The 19,411-nt window shown below is 43.5% G+C and carries 13 protein-coding genes and 1 pseudogene; 5 read left to right on the forward strand and 9 right to left on the reverse strand.

The window, feature by feature from the left end:
* From MKZ09_RS25030 to MKZ09_RS25045, 4 genes are all read right to left on the reverse strand, one after another.
* The gene (locus tag MKZ09_RS25030) at window positions 1–735 is read right to left on the reverse strand and encodes a family 43 glycosylhydrolase (protein WP_076208409.1); all 735 of its coding nucleotides are present in this window, start codon (window positions 733–735) and stop codon (window positions 1–3) included.
* A gap of 86 nt (window positions 736–821) precedes the next feature.
* Complete coding sequence (locus tag MKZ09_RS25035; RefSeq protein WP_076208408.1) at window positions 822–2,495, reverse strand: hypothetical protein; 1,674 nt, start codon at window positions 2,493–2,495, stop codon at window positions 822–824.
* A 41-nt stretch (window positions 2,496–2,536) separates the two neighbouring features.
* Window positions 2,537–3,406 (reverse strand): carbohydrate ABC transporter permease, encoded by an 870-nt coding sequence (locus MKZ09_RS25040; protein ID WP_081383383.1) that lies wholly within the window; start codon window positions 3,404–3,406, stop codon window positions 2,537–2,539.
* 42 nt (window positions 3,407–3,448) lie between these two features.
* Window positions 3,449–4,405: an ABC transporter permease gene (locus MKZ09_RS25045; RefSeq protein ID WP_081382600.1), complete on the reverse strand. Its 957-nt coding sequence runs from the start codon at window positions 4,403–4,405 to the stop codon at window positions 3,449–3,451.
* A gap of 228 nt (window positions 4,406–4,633) precedes the next feature.
* On the opposite strand from MKZ09_RS25045, the gene MKZ09_RS25050 reads away from it, so the two are divergent.
* The 3 genes from MKZ09_RS25050 (at window position 4,634) to MKZ09_RS25060 (ending at window position 8,654) form a co-directional block, all read left to right on the forward strand.
* Complete coding sequence (locus MKZ09_RS25050) at window positions 4,634–6,364, forward strand: sensor histidine kinase (protein WP_076208407.1); 1,731 nt, start codon at window positions 4,634–4,636, stop codon at window positions 6,362–6,364.
* Window positions 6,345–7,700 (forward strand): response regulator transcription factor, encoded by a 1,356-nt coding sequence (locus MKZ09_RS25055; RefSeq protein WP_076208406.1) that lies wholly within the window; start codon window positions 6,345–6,347, stop codon window positions 7,698–7,700. The genes MKZ09_RS25050 and MKZ09_RS25055 overlap by 20 nt, the downstream gene beginning before the upstream one ends.
* Window positions 7,701–7,775: 75 nt before the next feature.
* A complete protein-coding gene (locus MKZ09_RS25060) occupies window positions 7,776–8,654 on the forward strand; it encodes a helix-turn-helix transcriptional regulator (RefSeq protein WP_076208405.1) in 879 nt (292 codons plus the stop codon).
* A gap of 1,542 nt (window positions 8,655–10,196) precedes the next feature.
* On the opposite strand, the gene MKZ09_RS25065 is transcribed toward MKZ09_RS25060, so the two are convergent.
* Window positions 10,197–12,386 carry an alpha-galactosidase gene (locus MKZ09_RS25065; RefSeq protein ID WP_076207945.1) on the reverse strand — a complete coding sequence of 730 codons (2,190 nt, stop codon included), beginning with the start codon at window positions 12,384–12,386 and terminating at the stop codon, window positions 10,197–10,199.
* A gap of 235 nt (window positions 12,387–12,621) precedes the next feature.
* Window positions 12,622–12,876 carry a glycoside hydrolase family 2 protein gene (locus MKZ09_RS25070; protein ID WP_256719306.1) on the reverse strand — a complete coding sequence of 85 codons (255 nt, stop codon included), beginning with the start codon at window positions 12,874–12,876 and terminating at the stop codon, window positions 12,622–12,624.
* An 89-nt stretch (window positions 12,877–12,965) separates the two neighbouring features.
* On the opposite strand from MKZ09_RS25070, the gene MKZ09_RS25075 reads away from it, so the two are divergent.
* Together MKZ09_RS25075 and MKZ09_RS25080 are read left to right on the forward strand one after the other, a co-directional pair.
* Entirely contained in the window at window positions 12,966–13,808 is an 843-nt protein-coding gene (locus tag MKZ09_RS25075) for a hypothetical protein (RefSeq protein ID WP_076207951.1), read from the forward strand.
* Window positions 13,809–13,875: 67 nt separating this feature from the next.
* Window positions 13,876–14,547, forward strand: a complete 672-nt coding sequence (locus tag MKZ09_RS25080; RefSeq protein WP_143767388.1) for a hypothetical protein — start codon at window positions 13,876–13,878, stop codon at window positions 14,545–14,547.
* 33 nt (window positions 14,548–14,580) lie between these two features.
* On the opposite strand, the gene MKZ09_RS25085 is transcribed toward MKZ09_RS25080, so the two are convergent.
* From MKZ09_RS25085 to MKZ09_RS25095, 3 genes and pseudogenes are all read right to left on the reverse strand, one after another.
* A complete protein-coding gene (locus MKZ09_RS25085; RefSeq protein WP_076207953.1) occupies window positions 14,581–16,626 on the reverse strand; it encodes a carbohydrate-binding protein in 2,046 nt (681 codons plus the stop codon).
* A gap of 202 nt (window positions 16,627–16,828) precedes the next feature.
* Window positions 16,829–17,813 (reverse strand): annotated as a pseudogene (locus MKZ09_RS25090) (glycoside hydrolase family 43 protein).
* 29 nt (window positions 17,814–17,842) lie between these two features.
* Entirely contained in the window at window positions 17,843–19,402 is a 1,560-nt protein-coding gene (locus MKZ09_RS25095) for a glycoside hydrolase family 43 protein (RefSeq protein ID WP_076207957.1), read from the reverse strand.
* Window positions 19,403–19,411 lie beyond the last annotated feature (9 nt).

Below are 19,411 nucleotides of genomic sequence, written 5' to 3' on the forward strand. Positions count from 1 at the left end.
TCAACGACCAAATAATTCCTCAGACCAGGCATAGGTTCCTTGGTTAGGCAACCAGCCCGTACAGGCGGACGAGATGAGAAAGTATACACCCTGACGTTTCATTAATGCAGGTGCTTCACGCGCTTGTCCGGGCCACAAGGTCTTGACCTGTTCTTCTATGCTGAGGTAATCAGGTGACAGACGATACATAATAAGATCAGCATTTTCCCTTGCCGCGGAGATAAAATAAGCCGTCCCATCGTCATCCTGGAACAGGGTGCAGTCACGAGACATGTTACCTATCGGATTAAAGCTGCCCCGGTAAACATAATCCCCATCTACCGTCCCGCAATCAGCGATCGCGCAGCGCGCATCAGAGTAGTCGCATCCATTTTCCCAATGCATCCACATAACAAATCTCCCTGTAAGTTTGTTGTAAAGTACTTTTGGACGCTCAATTACCGCACCCGTTGGGCGACCCTCCCTGTCCAAGGGTTCAAGCTCTAATGTGGTGCGATGATAAATTGGCTGTACCGGTGAATCGAGTGTGAGCACATCATTGCGCCATTCCCAATTCACTAGATCCACAGACCGGTAGCAGCTCACTCTCCGCCGATCCATCCGGTTCTCACCAAACCAGTAATAATATCCATCCGTACAGAGCATATGTCCACCGTGTGCATGTACAGGATTTCCGTTCATATCCAGAAGCGGAGCGCTATTTAGTAGGGTGACTGTATTCGCGTTTTCGTCCATGATTATCCTCCAGAGGATCAGATTTTTATACAAAAAAGCAGGTTCGGCCAAGGATGATCTTAACTGAACCTGCTGTTCTTGCGAACTTATTTCAATCCCATCTGAGACATCACATCCACCTTGCTAGCATTGTTATACCATTCGTTGATTTCTTCGGAAATTATCGTACCGCCTTTGTCATGCCATTGCTTCACGAAGTCATCGTACGCAGTTAGCGGCTCTTTACTGTAAATAATTTTGGTGAAGGTTTCCTTTTCCATCGTATTCAGTTGCTCCCAGGTTGTCTGCATAGTCTTGGTAGGAGGACCGTTAAATGCATTTGGAAGCAGCGACTCTCTATTCTCATAGGAAATCACATATCCCTCTTTGGCTGTTTCATCATTTGCTGCCGATCTGATCAAGACCCCATTCTCTGCTTTTGCACCTTTGGAAAGATCATAAAAAGATTTACCTGGGCCATCAACACTTGGTGTATTTTTGGTAAAAGCCATTTTTCCTACACCTTGAGCGGCATCCAAAGGAGTATTGAATTTTTTGGAATCGAATACCACTTCATCGCCTACGATGTCATAATCATATCCCTGAGCATAACCATATTTGAAATCTCCGGTACCAAATGCTGCATCGTAAAGCTTGTCATAATACAAGAAGAAAGCTTCCATATTGTTGAAGTCTTTATTAAACATAAAGACACCATCGTTCTGTTGACCGGATTGGTAGGTTCGATCCCCACTTACACCGTTGATTGTTGGGTAAGCTTTGATTTTAGCCCCTTTTACGTTAGTTTCCACATCTTTAACACTACCGTACAGCCAAGGACGGCCAATAATAATCCCTGCTTTACCTTCAGTGAAATCCGCCAGTGCATCCCAGGCACCCTGTGTAGCTAACTCCTTATTTAAATACCCTTTGGAGTACCAATCGCGTAGTTTAGCTAACGCATCTTTTGTCCCATCAGCGACGGAACCGTAAGTGAGTTTACCATTGTCGTTATACCATTGGCCGGGGAGACTCTTCCCTGTATAAGCACTAAAAATCATTACAGAATCACTTACCCAGCCCGTGTTGTAAGAATCTTTTCCCGAGAAATCAAATCCATAAGTATCATTTTTTCCGTTACCGTCCGGGTCATCATTCGTAAAAGCAGCGATTACCTGTTCAAATTCATCTATATTTGTTGGCGCTTTTAAATTTAATTTATCTAACCAATCTTGACGGATAAGCATGACTTCACCTTCAGTGAGATTGGGCGAGATCGCCATCCCATAAACCTTGCCGTCCTGGATAACCGGGTTGAACGTTGTTGGATATTGTTTATATATCTCTTTCAGACGCTCAGGCATATATTTGTTAATGTCTTCCGCAATATCTTTTACAAGTCCAGATTGAATCAGATCATTTTCTAAGGAGGTGTCATACACTGGCAAAACATCCGGAAGCTTCTCGGAACCAGTGAGTGCTAAACGAAGTTTCGTATTATATTGGGAGGCATCACCGCCCAAAAGAGTAGTTTGGATGTTAATTCCTAGATTCTCGACACCCCAGCGGGTCAACACATTATCATTTAAGCTCTCCCCGTTGATATATTTACCGGCATTCTCATCTTGTTGCTTGGCGATGTTGATAGTAATAGGAGGATCGTATTTGCCGTCTTTGAGAACCGCTTCTGCCGCATTAGATTCTTTACCGTTTGAGCCGCAGCCCGCTAGCAATCCTGCCATCAATACAGTAGTCGTTATTAAGGCCCCTGTTTTTTTCATCAATAAGCTCCTTTGAATTAAAGTTTTATATGTTGGTCACGTTATTCTTTTACAGCACCCAGAACGATGCCTTTGACAAAATACTTCTGTAGAAACGGGTACACAAGGATAATGGGCAGTGTGCTAATAAAAATTTGCGCAGCTTTGATACTCTGTTCTGACAACGCGGCTGCTTCTGATTGACTAAGTGCCATACTCTGCGCTGAACCTTGCACAACTACAGTCTGTAAGAATGAAGCTAACGGATAGTCCGTTGTATTCGACATATACAAAATCCCATCAAACCATGCGTTCCAGCTCCCCACCATGATAAACAATCCGACGGTTGCCAGACCGGGAAGGGAAAGCGGAAGATAGATTTTCCGGAAAATGACGAAGAACGAAGCCCCATCGATAAATGCCGCCTCTTCAAGCGCCTTAGGGATTGTTTTAAAGAAATTCATAATCAGAATCAAATTATAAGCTCCGAAGGCACCGGGAAGCACGAGCGACCAGATCGTGTCCTTGAGCCCAAGTTTCGTAACCAATATATAAGAAGGAATCAAACCACCGGAAAACAACATCGTGAATATAAAAATCCACATTAAAGCATTACGCCCCCGGAAATCTTTGGACAAGGCATACCCTGCCGTTGTAATAATAAACATACTGATTAACGTCCCCAGCACCGTCCGGACCACTGAGATTCTCATCGAGCCTGTAAAATTCGTGTTTTTAAAAGTTTTCACATAGGCTTCGATATTAAAGTCCACCGGCCAAAAGGATACCAAATTCCCATTTACCGCTGTCTTACTACTAAATGATTGTGCTAGCAAATGAAGCATAGGCAATAAACACGATAAGGCTACTAGAATCAGGAGGATATGATTGAAAATCGAAAATATCCTATATCCCTTGGATTTATAATACACTCCCATTCCTCCTAACAGTTTTGTAAGCTTAACAACGTCGATTTAAAATATCTTGTAGTTAGCTACCTTGTAAGCAATTCGATAGGAAATTACGATTAATATGAAACTGATGCCGGATTTAAACAACCCAACAGCGGTACCAAAACCGTATTGGCCATTCAATAAGGATGACCGGTAAACATAAGTATCGATGATATCTCCCGTACTATAGACGAGTGGATTGTATAAGTTAAAGATTTGGTCAAATCCTGCATCCAGGATATTCCCAAGGCTTAACGTTGCAATTACGATGATCATCGGCATCATACTCGGTAAAGTAACATGGCGTATTTGTTGGCGGCGTGAAGCGCCGTCGATCTCGGCTGCCTCATAATAAGAAGGGTCGATCCCTGTAATCACCGCTAAGTAAACAATCATGCCAAATCCGAAGTTTTTCCATAAATCACTGATGATGATCGTCGGTCTGAACAGCGTAGGATCTCCCAAAAAGAAAATCGGTTTCAGTCCGAGGAAATTCGTAAGAAAATGATTTATGCCCCCATCCAGACCTAAGATATCAATCATGATTCCGGCAACGGTTACCCAAGAGAGAAAATGCGGTAAATAGACCAAGGTTTGAATGCTCTTTTTAATCCCCATGTTTCTAATCTCGCTTAGCAGAATCGCCATAAAGATAGGAACTATAATTCCGACTATAATTTTGATTACAGCAATAATGAGGGTGTTGATAATGGATTGTGTGGCCTCTTTATATTGAAAGATTCTTGCGAAGTTATCCCAACCAATCCAAGTTGAACCTGTAATTCCAAGCCAGGGCTTGTAATCCTGAAAGGCCATCACTAATCCGACCATAGGACCGTAGGCAAAAATTAGAACGAATACCAAAGCTGGGATACATAAAACATACAATGGCCAATTTTTTTTGATTTCCTTTTTCCAAGGATTTTTTCTGCTTTTTTTAACGTTGGCTTTCTCACTCCATTTAAGCTGGGTATTCATTATCTGTGCTATTGTGCTTACCCCCTTTTACATTCTTGGCTGCTAATTTCTTTCTGGTTTAATGTTAACAAAAGCGCTTTCATTCGAAAATGTCTCAAATTAAATATCATAACCACTCGCTAAACATCTTTATAAACGCTTTCATTTTGCAAAGGCTCTTCTCTTTTTCTTTTGGAATATATGGCTTATGATGAATTCACAAGAGTCCTAGCGACAGGAGTAATGCTAATGATTAAAAAAGTAAATATGAAACGATTCATATATTTTTTCGTTTTTTTCCTTTTACTGACCTTAAGTTTGTTTTTCGTAATGAACTCCCTAGGTTCCAAAACCATTCAAGAGAGCTTGGTTAACTCCTCCAAAAATCAGCTAGCTTATACGGAAAGCATACTGGATGGCATCATCTCTGAGGCAAGTTTGTATGGCATCCAATATACAGCCGACACTTCGGTACGTTTCTATCAAAGCAAAATACAAGAGATGAACAATTACGATGCACAGATGAAAAAAAACGATATCTATGACCGCATATCAGCACCACTCCTCTCCAGTCAGGCCATTGAATCTATCGGTATCTACTGGAAAACGGACGGCACTTTTATTTTTACGGGTCATGATTCGCTTGCCAAACAGCCCTTTCAGAAGGTCACGCAGCGAGGCTGGCAGATTGTTAATAACAATTTGTATTATTTTTCAATCTACCCTTATATTCATGAACCTAAGAATCCTGCCAATATTCAGTACATTGTGGGTGTTAAGCTGAAAAAGGAGTATTTGACAAGTCTGTTAGAGAAAGCAGTGAGTGGCGGTGAGAGCTCCAATGCCTTTTTGCTTGTGAACAAGAGTTTAATGATTAGCAATAAAGCGGTGGATAATCGAATCGAGGAAAAAGCCAAGGAGACGATAACACCCAATGCACATGAAATTCTAAAGTTTGACTATCATATCAACGATGACGATTATTATGTTTTATCAAAGTATATTGAGCCGATTGATACGTATCTAGTTACCTATACGCGAATGAGTGATTTTTTGAATCCGCTTAACCGGAATAAACAGGTGTTTTTTGTCAGCATCTTAATGATCTTGATCATTGGTCTTATCGTGATTTTTATGTTCTATCGAAACTATTATCGCAATGTATATTTGCTCGACAAGAAATTCTACCAAGTGGAACAAGGGAATTACAGCACCAGAATTAGTGAGAACCCGGACAATCAATTTTATAGTCTATTTAAAAGCTTCAACCACATGGTCGCCAAAATACAGGCTTTATTCGCTTCATTAAAAATAGAAACCGAGCTGCGCAGAAACGCGGAAGTGAAACAGCTGCAGGCTCAGATCAATCCACATTTTCTTTACAATAATCTGTTTTTTATTATGGCAGTGGCAAAAACTTCACCGGAAGCCGTAATGCAGATGAGCAAACATTTAGCAGAGTACTATCGTTATTTAACAAAAATGAATTCAGATAATGTTACGTTGGCTTCTGAATTGCAGCTTGCCGATCATTTTTTATCCATCATGTCACTTTCCAAAAAAATAAATTATGAAATCAACCTGCCCCCTGAACTGGGAGAGCATCTGATTATGCCACTGATTATCCAGCCTATGGTCGAGAACGCGATTCAGCATGGGATTGAAGAACAGCAAGGGGCTTACCGCGTTACTATAGATGTAAAAGAACTTGATAATGGAGCGATAATTATTGTAGCCGATGACGGTAAGGGGCTTACTGCTGAGGAAATACTCCAGCTAATGGCCAGACTTGAGAATGAATCCCCTCCTGAAGGATCAAGAGGAATTGGTCTTTGGAACATTCATCATCGCCTCAAAAATGCGTATGGTGAATTAAGCGGACTGCGGTTCTTCATTAATGACTGGGGCGGTTTATCCGTGCTGGCATTCATAGATTTCTCGCTGGATGAAGGAGGACAATATGCGATTACTGATAGTTGATGACGGGCATTACATCGTTGAATATTTAAAACACCTGCTGGATTGGAACAAATTTGGAATTGAGCATATGGAGACGACAACAAATTCGATTGAAGCCAAGGAGCTATTGAATCAGAATCATATAGATATCCTTATTACAGATATTCGTATGCCCGAAGTATCCGGCATTGATTTACTGCATCATGTTCATGAGAAAAAGCTCAATACCAAGGTAATTTTTCTCTCCGGTTATTCTCAATTTGATTATGCACAGCAAGCCATTCGTCTGGGTGCACTCGATTATTTACTCAAGCCGGTAGATAAAGAGGATATGGAAAAAGCCATGAGTCAAGTTATTAAGAGTATCGCTGAGAACCCCTCAAAAACTCCAGTGGCAGAGAAAAAGATAGATGGGCTAGGTTATTTGCTTTCTGTTATTAGCGATCCTTCCCCACTACGTTATGATCACAGTACATTCGATCCTACCTTCCGGAATGAGCATTTTTGCTTTTTTCATGTCTCAGGGGCTAGTGAAAAAGATGAAATGATGTTAAAAGATCATAATGGTGGACGAGACTTTATTTGGACCACTCCATCAGCCATTACTGGAATTATTCCAGAATCCAATACCGAAACTGTGGCAAACAGCATCGATTCCATTTCTTTTTCCGAGCCGTTTGAATTTTCTCAGAAGCATGCTGTTCGTCATATTTTTTATCATTTCTTTTTTAATGAAAATGTTGGGACCAATGACTTTACTATGCTGAGTACCTCTAGTGCTCTCCCTAAATTAGAGCTTGGAGAATGGGAACAAACCAGAAAAAACATTTTAAAAAACTTTGCCAAGCTCACTGCAAAAAAACAAAAGCTCCTCTATCTGCTCGAATTCATTAATTTGCTATATTCCACAACCGATAAAATCCAATCAGCTGAGGCCGCAGACTGGATTTTTAATCAATTATCAGAGCCAAATACGGCTCTTCAATCCATCTTGCAAAGCCTCACCCAATTAGATAGAAGCGCTAAATTTTCCAATCAAAATATTGTTCATACCATTCAAGCCTATATCTCCAATCATATTAGTGAATGCTTGAGCCTGGAGGACTTAGGGAAAATTGTTCACCTCCATCCTGTTTACCTGTCCAAATTTTATAAGCAGGAGACGGGCGAAAATTTATCGAGCTACATTTCTTCTAAACGCTTGGAAAAGGCCTCCAAGTTATTGATCGATTCCAAATTACATGTGCTCGATATTTCACATCTAGTCGGCTACAAAAAGCCACAATATTTCATTAAGCTGTTCAAAGATCAGTATGGCATTACGCCTTATCAATATCGAAGACAGCAGATTAAATGAAACAAAAATTGAATAGATCCACAAAAAAGTTTACACTTTGAATGAAGTAACGAACCATGGAAAGGAAACCTGCTAATGTTGCGCTCCTCCTACACCATTCGCTCGGAAGAACAAGCTTCTATGCTTCTGTTTGATTCCATTGGCTGGGAACAAGCCGAGACTCCGGCATATTCATTTAACGGCCAGAACCGGACGGAGAGAAGTTGTGTTATTTTTCAGTACACCTTATCTGGAGAGGGTAGAATTGAAATAGACGGGGTTGTTCACCCATTAACGAAGGGCAAGGCTTTCCTAGTGACTGTCCCCAGTATACACAGATATTATTATCCGGAGGAAGGTACAGAGCCTTGGGAATTCATTTGGCTGAATGTACGAGGACCTCTAGCTATTTCACTCTGGAACCAGCTGATCGGACATGGCGGTCCCATTATAGAACTCCCTCAGGAATCGGTTCCGATGGATTTGTTGTGGAGTATGTTCAAGGACATCCAGGTTGATGAAGAAAGAGATTTGCATTTTCTAACGGGGAAAGCCTTTCAGTGGATATTGTCCATGGAGAAATACCTCAAGAAACCGAGTTTGTTAACCACCTATATAAAAAATGACAAACTTCATGCCGCTATACAATTTATGAAAAATGATCTGCACAATAATAACCTTAGCTTAGACGATGTCGCCGCACATGTTGGAATTTCCAAACATCATCTTTGCAGACTATTTCAAAAAAACATCAATCTCTCACCTTTTGAGTATTTAAGAAGGAGACGGATCGAGCTGGCAGCATCTATGCTGAAAACAACAGATCAGACGATCTACCAGATCGCTGTGGACACCGGGTTTGACAATGCCAGCTATTTTGGCAAAGTCTTTCGTTCCTACTTTGGAGTTAGCCCCTCCACTTACCGCGAGCAGGACCTAGAGTTCCTGTCCAAGCATGTGTTTTTTGAAAATTGATGTTGCTCGGTATGTCCGTTCGGCTTCGATAGAGCTGAGTGGCGTGCGTGGTGTGCGGCGTGCGTGGCGTGCGTGGCGTGGCGTGCTAATTCGGGGCCGGTGGATGCAAGTAGTAACCATTCAGATCTGGTGGTGCCAACTCACAAGCAGCCCCCGCCACTTTCGGACCCCAATGACGCTATTTGCCAATTTCTCGCCTTTTGAGCACAGTTTCGGACTCCAGTGCAGCTATTCCTTCGAAAGATGTGCATATTTGGTACTTTTCGAGCCAATAGCGACTATGCGGTCCGATAAAACTCCAAATGTGTTAAAAGACTGCGATTAGCGGCATATGAGTCCGATAGCACTGTGTTGGATGGGTAAGCAACTTGCAAATCGCACTAATTCGCATCCAGCAGTCCCCGGCTAGGTAAGCATCTTGCTAAACACCCTAATTCGCGTACAGCAGCACCGACTCACAAGCAGCCCCCGCCACTTTCGGACTCCAATGACGCTATTTGCTAATTTTTCGTCTTTTGAGCACAGTTTCGGACTCCAGTCCAGCTATTCCTTCGAAAGATGTGCAAATTTGGTACTTTTCGAGCCAATAGCGACTATGCGGTCCGATAAAACTCCAAATGTGTGAAAAGCGAGCGGTTAGCGGCATTTGAGTCCGATAGCACTGTGTTGGATGGGTAAGCAACTTGCATGTCGCATTAATTGGCGTCCAGCAGGCCCCGGCTTGGTAAGCATCTTACTAAACACCCTAATTCGTGTCCGGCAGCACCGACTCACAAGCAGCCCCCGCCACTTTCGGACTCCAATGACGCTATTTGCTAATTTTTCGTCTTTTGAGCACAGTTTCGGACTCCAGTGCAGCTATTCCTTCGAAAGATGTGCTTATTTGGTACTTTTCGAGCCAATAGCGACTATGCGGTCCGATAAAACTCCAAATGTGTGAAAAGCGAGCGGTTAGCGGCATTTGAGTCCGATAGCACTGTGTTGGATGGTTAAGCAACTTGCAAGTCGCATTAATTGGCGTCCAGCAGGCCCCGGCTTGGTAAGCATCTTACTAAACACCCTAATTCGTGTCCGGCAGCACCGACTCACAACCATCCCCCGCCACTTTCGGACCCCAATGACGCTATTTGCTAATTTTTCGTCTTTTGAGCACAGTTTCGGACTCCAGTGCAGCTATTCCTTCGAAAGATGTGCATATTTGGTACTTTTCGAGCCAATAGCGACTATGCGGTCCGATAAAACTCCAAATGTGTGAAAAGACTGCGATTAGCGTCCACTGAGTCCGATAGCACTGTGTTGGATGGGTAAGCAACTTGCAAGTCGCATTAATTGGCGTCCAGCAGGCCCCGGCTTGGTAAGCATCTTACTAAACACCCTAATTCGCGTACGCTATCCCCGGCTAAGGCCAAGTAAGCATCCCGCAAAGCGCCCCATCCAATAACAGCTTCGGGCGCGCGGCTATTCACAAAAGAACTCAAAAAAGGAGAAAAAAAGGAAGATGCCCAGCAGCCATTGGCTTTTGGGGCACCCTCCTTTTTTTGATTAAACTTCTCTAAGCACGAAAAGTAGGCTTCTGAAATCGCCCTCAAGCTGTGGAAGCGTGAGTCCGAAGTGCATCAGCTCATCCCCTCTGAATACTCCGCCGTTAAGCTCAAGCTTATACGATTTCGCAGGGTCGAGTCCTTTCAGACGCAATCTGCGCAACGGTGGATTAGGCCCGGCCAGAACTTGGAAGTAGGTGGCGAAGGCTTCCTTTTTATCAGCGGAAACAAACATCCATGCCGTCTCGTTCCCTTCAAAAGGACTTAGCAGTCGATAGAAATCACCGTACTGAATCAGCATTCTCAGTTCCTTGTACTCCGAAACCTGCTTGCGGATATCCTCGCGTTCAGCTTCAGTAAGCTTGGTCAAATCCAGCTCGTAGCCGAAATTACCTGACATCGCGACATGACCACGTGTTTCCAAAGGAGTAATACGATGTACCTGATGGTTAGGAACAGCCGACACATGGGCACCCATTGAACTCGCAGGATACACCATACTTGTTCCGTATTGGATCTTCAATCTTTCCACTGCATCCGTATCATCGCTAGTCCAGGTCTGTGGCATATAATACAGCATTCCCGGGTCAAATCGTCCTCCACCGCCGGAGCAGCTTTCGAACAAAATATGAGGGAAACGGGTAACGATACGTTCCAGCACATCATAAAGTCCAAGGATATAACGGTGTGCCGTTTCACGTTGACGTTCGGCTGGAAGAAGCGCTGATCCAATCTCCGTCATATTCCGGTTCATATCCCATTTCACATAAGTAATTGGAGCGGATGATAATACCGAGCTAACTGACTCGACGATATAATCACATACATCCTTGCGGGATAGATCCAGCACTAGCTGCTGGCGGGCTAATGAACTTTTATGCCCAGGTACATGAAGACACCAGTCTGGATGTTCACGGTAAAGATCACTTTCAGGCGATACCATTTCTGGCTCGAACCATAATCCGAATTCCATGCCCATTGCCGTGATATCTTCGCCTAGCTTTCCAAGACCTTCAGGCAGCTTGCGACGATCCTCTACCCAGTCTCCCAGGGAGCTGTCGTCGTTATCACGTTTGCCGAACCAGCCGTCATCCAGCACGAACAGCTCCAGGCCTAGCTCTTTGCCTGCTTTAGCAATTTCTTTGATTTTATCCGCGTTAAAATTAAAATAAGTCGCTTCCCAGTTGTTAATCAGAATAGGACGCTTGCTATCGCGGAATTCACCTCTGCATAACCGTGTCCGATAAAGACGGTGATAGGTTCTCGATAACCCACCAAGCCCTTCACTGGATCTTACCAATACGGCCTCAGGAGCTTGAAAGGATTCGCCCGGTTCAAGCAGCCACTGAAAGTTGAAAGGTTGAATACCGATCCCTACTCTGGATATTCCGTATTGATCCACTTCTGCTTGGGCGAGGAAGCTACCGCTATACACAAGGCTGAATCCATAAACTTCGCCATGATCCTCTGTTGCATCTTTTGCAAGCAAGGCCATAAAAGGATTCTGCTGATGGCTGCTGGAGCCGCGTTTGCTGTCAATCCGCTGGATGCCAGGAACGAGTGGTCTTTTGTGAATATGGCGTTCTCTAGTCCAAGTACCGGATAATTGCAGCATGTCATAGTCTGAATCATGGAAGTCAACATTCGCGCTTAATACTCTTTTCAAAACCAGATTGTCCTTACCCAGATTCTCAATCCGCACGGAACGTGTTATAACATCCTGGTCGTTAAATACGGTATAGCTCAAGGCAGCGATCAATCCTGTTTTATCATCTTGCAGTACAATTTCCAAGGTCTCTGCTTCTTCTTCACTTTCAACATAAGTAGCAGGCAGACCCTTGAGTGCAGGTTTTCCTTTATTAATGGTGTGGCTCTTATAACGGAAATCCGTTACGGTCGTGCCATCTACTAGGTGAACCTCAAGTGCCGGCTCGCGGAAATCCCCGTTTCCATAAGAAGGGAATTCGCTTGGCAAGGTGTCGAGGGAGATATTTTTATCCTCCTGCAAATAAGTTGGACTAAAAGAGCAACGTTCCACCAAATTCAACGGATGTTGAAATTCTCTCCCTGCCAATTTTGGGCCCCAGTAGACATGCGCTGGAATAACACCTTTGATCATTTCAATAATATAGCTGGATTTCTCAGACTGTAAATGAAACACCTTGCGGTTGTCGTCATAATAAATACTCATAATATGTTTGCACTCTCCTTAAGGTAGCTCAATAGAACGTTTATGGTTTGTAGTTAATGCTTCTTCGAAGTCTATTTTAGAGTGAAATGGAAGGGTATACAATCTTAATATCTATACCTATTATAGTAAAATATTGATCTATCTATACGCAGAGTCTAAACCACTAGAATATATATCATCAAACTGTCATTTGGAGATTCGTAACCTAGGATATAGTAGGAAAATAACCTTTTTCTTAAATATCAAAGACGGAACGTATAGTAAGCTGGGCACGCAATTCCTCAGCCGTAGCTGGTTTATCGAGATCTTGTTTGGCAACCGTAACGATTCTTGAAACGCCAGCTGACAGGTCGAAATAGTTATCACTGAAGATCGCATCTCTTTCCTTGAAATCAAGTCCGACGAAACGGGCATACGCTTTTAACTTCACTGTATTTTGAAAATTATTAATAAAGACCCTTTTGACCTTATGTAACGTGATGGAAATCACATGATTTAATGTAAAATAAATGAATAATTTAGAAATGAAATACAATTATCTTAATCGATGCATGATATGCTCTAGAAAGGGAGATAGGATTGAAGTTGGATTTGGAAGAGTTAAATGTGGATTCCTTGATTCAGATGCTTAAGGCATCATTTTCATTTGAGAATTGGGATGCCATGATTGAAATTGCAGACAAGCTACACGAACAAATTTCCATCATATATGAAAACAATAGTAATCTCATAAGAGGTACTAAACTGAAGCGGAGTATCCCCTATTATTTTGGATATAGCTCATGCGCAAAAGGTATAGCACTACAAAAGACCGGTAAGTATGACGAGGCAAAACTATGTATTCAGAAGTATGCTGACCTGGGCTGGATAGTAGGTTTAGATGAAGAGGGTATTTATGAAGTCGAATATTACCGCAATATAGCAAAAGCCAATTCATACGTTATCGATCTGCTGGAAGGCAAAATGGGAGTCCTGCATAAATACGTTGAGTTTATTAGAAAAAGTGATGACGAAGAATTATTGCCGGGACTCATTACAATCTTAGAATCTTCGATAATACATGATTATTCCGTTGATTGGATTCTCAAGGAATTCAAAATCAATGTTGATGACATAGGAGAACATGAGACTATTGTGAACATCAAATACCATGAGGATTACATTTATTTGCTGGCGATGTATTACTATAAACAAGAGAATTTGTACGATACGATCAACACTATTCTAGAAATCTTATTATTAAGCATCAAGCTAGACGATGATACAGGCTTCAAAAAATCAGCAGCGCTCTTTGAACTCCTTAGAGACCACGCCGATCAATCACAACTCAAAGTGCATCACAACATCATGAAAACAATAATCGAAAAAGAGTTTACTAGGTCCTTCAGCTCGCGAATCGAGTTCAGCAAAATACACAGTTAAGCATCACGGAGGTCGTCGTTGACTGGATTATAAAGTTGGTTATAAAAAAGGAGTGAGTCTCCGGTTAATGAGGGGAATCACTCCTTTAGGGTGTATTGGTCCCGGTCCATACGGTGCTTTCTGCGGGATTTATACCGTTCATTTCACCGCATCTGCTCGATCAGCTGCATTCTGCGGGATTTATACCGTTCATTTCCCCACATCCGCTCCATCAGTTGCATTCTACGGGATTTATCCCGTTCATTTCCCCACATCCGCTCCATCAGTTGCATTCTGCGGGATTTATACCGCTCATTTCCCCACATCCGCCCGATCGACTGCGTTCTGCGGGATTTTTACCGTTCATTTCTCCGCATCCGCCCGATCGACTGCATTCTACGGGATTTATACCGTTCATTTCTCCGCATCCGCCCGATCGACTGCATTCTACGGGATTTATACCGTTCTTTTCCCCGCATCCACCCGATCGACTACATTCTGCGGGATTTATACCGTTCATTTCTCCGCATCCGCTCCATCAGTTGCATTCTGCGGGATATATCCCGTTCATTTCACAGTATTCACCCCATCCGCTGCATTCTGCGGGATTTATACCGTTCATTTCGCCACATCCGCTCGATCAGCTGCGTTCTGCGGGATTTATACCGTTCATTTCACCGCATCCGCCCGATCGACTGCATTCTACGGTATAAATCCCGCTTCCACTCCAGCCGAGACCTCTCTACCCGCCCCACCATAAAGTGTTTTCACTCTCCCTCAGAAATTAATAAAATCACTTAATAAACTTGAACCCATTGAGATTCAATAAATATCCGCTTGAGCCGGTAAATTTCAAATATACATTATGCGTGCCGGTGGCGCCGCTGATTGCACATGTTTTAGTCACCCAGGTCTGCCAGCCGCCTGTTCCTGCTACCGGACAAGTTCCAACCAGAGTTCCTGTTGAGCTGTCCAGTCTAATTTCGATAGTTCCTCCCGATGTACCGCTCGCTACTCTTGCTTGGAAACTCGTGGGGCTGACGCTTCCAAAGTTAACATTATTAAACACGATATAATCGCCGTTCTCTATATAGCCGACATTCTGACCGCCTTCGGAACTCGCTTCATTTTTCACACCAGACATGCTGGTATAACGTTCTGCTTCGATCGTCGAATAGGCATCATAATAATTTGTTTTTAACCACTCCGCAGTGTTCCAAGTAACTTTTGAGACTCCGGCATATTGATTTACTGTGGAGACAACGCCAGATAGAGGAACTGTTTTATAAGCATAAGGCAATTGCTCGTTATACCCATAAGTGAATGTAAAAGGCGTAGATGGCGGGTTTGATTTACTCATATTTTCAACGCCGACTATTGATGATGACCAAGCCAACTGGCCAATGGTTGCTTTGTTATTCCAGTTCATTCCGCTAGTAAAGGCATTAAGGCCATTATTATCCCAGCTGCTGCCTGTATAGGTTGTTCCGCTACTAGTTGTTACTGTAGAATTTACAATTAAACTATGGTTCATCGCATCCTTAAACAATACGTCAAAAGGAGCATTCATATTGGCGGTATCATCCCCTTGACGCTCCGCACCAATCAGCGGTTCATTAAAAGCATTATAGACATTCGTGTCCCCCGCTATAGAAGCTCCATTTCTGGCGTTCATTCCACGCGATAATTTATCATTGCCGTATTTGGAGATTGCTACAACGCTGTCGAGTGCATTCTGATGTGTAGAGTTATCAAAAGAATTATTAAATAAGTGCCCAACTCCTTGACGAATCATTGGCAGACGCGACCCAACATTTGTATAACGATTGTATGCTAAAGTTAAGCGAAGCCTTTGATTTCCATCTTTAATTTCCACACCGTTAGAACCCACATAATTCGTATAATCCTTGTCACCCGATCCTACCAAATGAACTTTGGAGTGATAGGCGGCATAAGCCATGATTTGATTTTTGGTAGCCCCTTCGTTACGCATTTTATAATAAAGGCTGGTGGAGGAGTTCAGTGATCCTGCTGCATATTTTTGCTCCATATATTCGATTGACTTATAAATAGAACTACTAGTCGCTGGATTTTGAGCTGCCGATAGACCAAATTCGTTCCAAGAATAAGTTACATTCGTTGAACCATTTTCCATATCAATCATTCCATCCGCGGCTATCGAAAACTTACAGTGGTCTATCCATACATTGTTTGCGCCATTTACCTTGATAAAAGTCCAGCCTACCTCTTTGTGCTCACCTGTATCATCCCATTGCCACATTTCATCAAAATTGAGATTTCTAATGACAATATCATTCACTGTGCTCTGTAATTTTAATTCGGCGTGTTTAATAGTTTTACCAGATGCTGAAAAAATCGTTAATCCATCAATATTGGCTATGCTTAATTTGGATACACCGGAGGTTATTAAGAGTGGGTTCGTGAATCCGTTTGATGGATCAGGATATTTTGTAACAAAGCTATATTTTGAAATTTCAGTAGAATTTAGTGCTAATTCAGTCCACCCTAAGTTTAGATTATCTGTAACTTCAATAACTTTTACAGCACCACTGCCTGCATCCAAGATTGCTTGTAAAAACTCTCGGCCATTGCTGACCACTCGATAATATGAGGTACCTGCATAACTGCTTCTATCTTTTACACCTAATGATGCAAAACCAGGAACTGATAAAAAACTGCTGTCATAACTCTGCTCAACCTTAGACGCGTTAGGAATTGTATTTACTGCTGCCGCCTTTGCGTTGCCTGCTGGATTAAAGCAAGTTAAAGTCACCAATAAACTTCCCAGCATTAAACTACTTAGCACTTTTTTAATCATTTGATCCGATCCCTCCTACTTATTTTAGTGAAACGCCCCTACCCGAATGATCACCCCCTTTTCAATGAAAACGCATCCAATTATGATATAAAAAGATCCCCTCCGATTGACTGTGATTAGACTCATCTACCATGAGGTCTGTTTCCACTGCCTACCTGAGGGGAATCCTACAAAACCATTCCTTGTTGCCATACCAGTCTAGCTATACTAAATTTGGATCGATCATTTGCAGCGTTCCGTCCGCATTATACTTTAATTCAGTAACCTTCACACAGCGCTTATGGCTCACACCGTCCGACAAAGAACTATCATGATAAAATAGGTACCATTTGTCCCGAAAGTTCACGATGGAATGATGCGTTGTCCATCCGATCACCGGGGTCAAAAGTGTGCCTTGAAACGTAAACGGTCCCAGCGGATTGTCACCAATAGCGTAGACGATTTTATGTGTGTTCCCTGTAGAATAAACTGAGGTAGTATTTCCCCTCGTATTTATGCATCCAAGGACCTTCAAAAAATCTTCGTTCTTCATCGCCTGCTAGAATAGGACGTCCTTCAGTATCAATGATGGAGATTTCCATTAATTTGTCCTGGAAGGACAACATATTTTCGCTTAGCTTTGCCACGCGAGGTCCCAATGCAGGTTCGTGTGGAGCCGGCCCCGTACCATCAGGCATGTAGGTATCCGTACTCCACTTCTCCAGCTGCCCCCCGCGAAGCCCTCCTAAAACTAGATAAACCTCGTCGTCATCGTCGTTGAATACGGCCGGATCAATGCTGAAGCTTCCCTCCATGTAATCCGCTTCCGGCGTAAAAGGTCCCGCCGGTGAATCCGCTGTCGCCACACCAATCCGAAACACGCCGCTGAGATCCCGTGCCGGAAAATAAAGATAATATTTGCCATTTCGAAAGCCAGCGTCCGGAGCCCACATTTGCTTGGATACCCACGGGACATCTTTCCTATGGAGTATTTCACCATGGTCTACGAATTCTGCTGACCTATCATCCATAGTTAGAACATGGTAATCCTCCATAGCATAATGATCTCCATCTAAGTTGTTGGGAACGCTGATTTCAAGATCGTGAGACACATAAATATATAGTTTATCCTCAAAAACATGAGCCGACGGATCGGCAGTGTAAATATGTTTTACCAGAGGCTCATTCCGCTTCGAAACGTTAAGCATAAGCTTCTCCTTTGTTTTGGGTTATTCGGTTACTTGGTGATTCGGAACCAATCGATATCAAGATACCCTCCATTGCCGGAACCTGCGGCAAATAGACCTGTCTTAGCTCCCACCCAATGTCCTTCTATAGCTTGAAATGACTCTACAGGTACGGAAGTGAAGTCTGTACCTTCCAAGCTATAGCTGAAATGGCAAGTCGCATCCTCTAATACCTTGACCCGCAGGAAGAGATTATCCGTCTCGATCAAAGGACATGACCATACTTCTATCTCTCCCGTATCATCTCCTTGCATAAGCGATAGGGCTAGCGTCCCCTTCAGTTCTTGGTCTTCTAATCTTCGTACCACCAAGCAACAATAACGATAACCAAAAATCATCAAACCTCCGGACTCCCCCATTCCCAGCCCCGAAGGGTCAACCTTGCAGGCTGCTGTAAACGAAAGTGCTGGGAATTTCTGCAGCAAGAGCTGCGGACTATGGTATAGCCCTTTGCTGTCAACGGGTTTATGTTCAGCATTTAACCGAAGATAGCTTTCTCTTGCCTCGAGACTATGCCAAGACGATTCGGGGTTAGACTGCCACTGCCACTGTAATCCAAGCGTAGAAGTATCGAAATCGTCAGAAGTTGCTGGCGCTGACACTGCGTATGCCTTCCCGACCTCAGGCTTTCGGTAACGTATCACTGGCTCTCCAGCCCCATCGCTTGCTTGAAGCTCTCCCATTAATGGCCAGTCATCTACCCAGCTGACCGGCTGCAAATGAACAACCCGGCCATAAGGTCCTTTATCCTGGAAATGGACAAACCACGATTCGCCCGATTCCAGCTCCACTAGTCCACCTTGATGCGGGCCGTTTACTGAGGTCTGCCCTTGTTGCAGAACGATTTGGTCCTCGTAAGGGCCCCAGATGTTTCGGGAACGGAACGCTGTCTGCCATCCGGTTGCCACGCCTCCTGCCGGAGCAAGGATATAATAATATCCGTTGCGCTGGTATAACTTTGGTCCTTCCAGGGTCGGATGATTTTCGGTCCCGTCATAGACAATCTGGCCTTCGTCCAGCAGCCCTTTACCGTCAGCGGACATTCGGCACAGCCGCAGCTTGTGCTTAATGCCGCTGCGGCTCTTCGCATAGGCATGAATCAAATACGCCTGTCCATCCTCATCCCAGAAGGGACAAGCATCAATTAAGCCTTTGCCTGCCTGAACCAGATGCAGCGGCGCCCATTCTCCGGCAGGGTCCACCGCTGAAGTCATCATGATGCCAACATCTGGATCTCCATAGAAGATCCAGAACTTTCCGGCATGGAATCTCAGGCTAGGTGCCCAGATGCCATTGCCATGCTGCGGACGGTCATACCCCTCCAAGTTCATCTTCAGCACAGCGTGATTGATGATTGCCCAATTGACTAAGTCCTTCGAATGCAGGATCGGCAATCCGGGAATGTGCCCGAAGCTAGAAGCGGTCATATAAAAGTCATCACCGACGCGAATTACGTCCGGGTCCGAATAGTCCGCATGCAGGATCGGATTGATATACGTTCCGTCTCCCTGATCTGAAACCCATGGCTCTGCGTATTCTCCAAGATTCATGTAGTAATC

The sequence above is a fragment of the Paenibacillus sp. FSL R5-0908 genome, from assembly GCF_038006245.1.
In the GTDB taxonomy this organism is placed as follows: Bacteria; Bacillota; Bacilli; order Paenibacillales; family Paenibacillaceae; genus Paenibacillus_AQ; species Paenibacillus_AQ odorifer.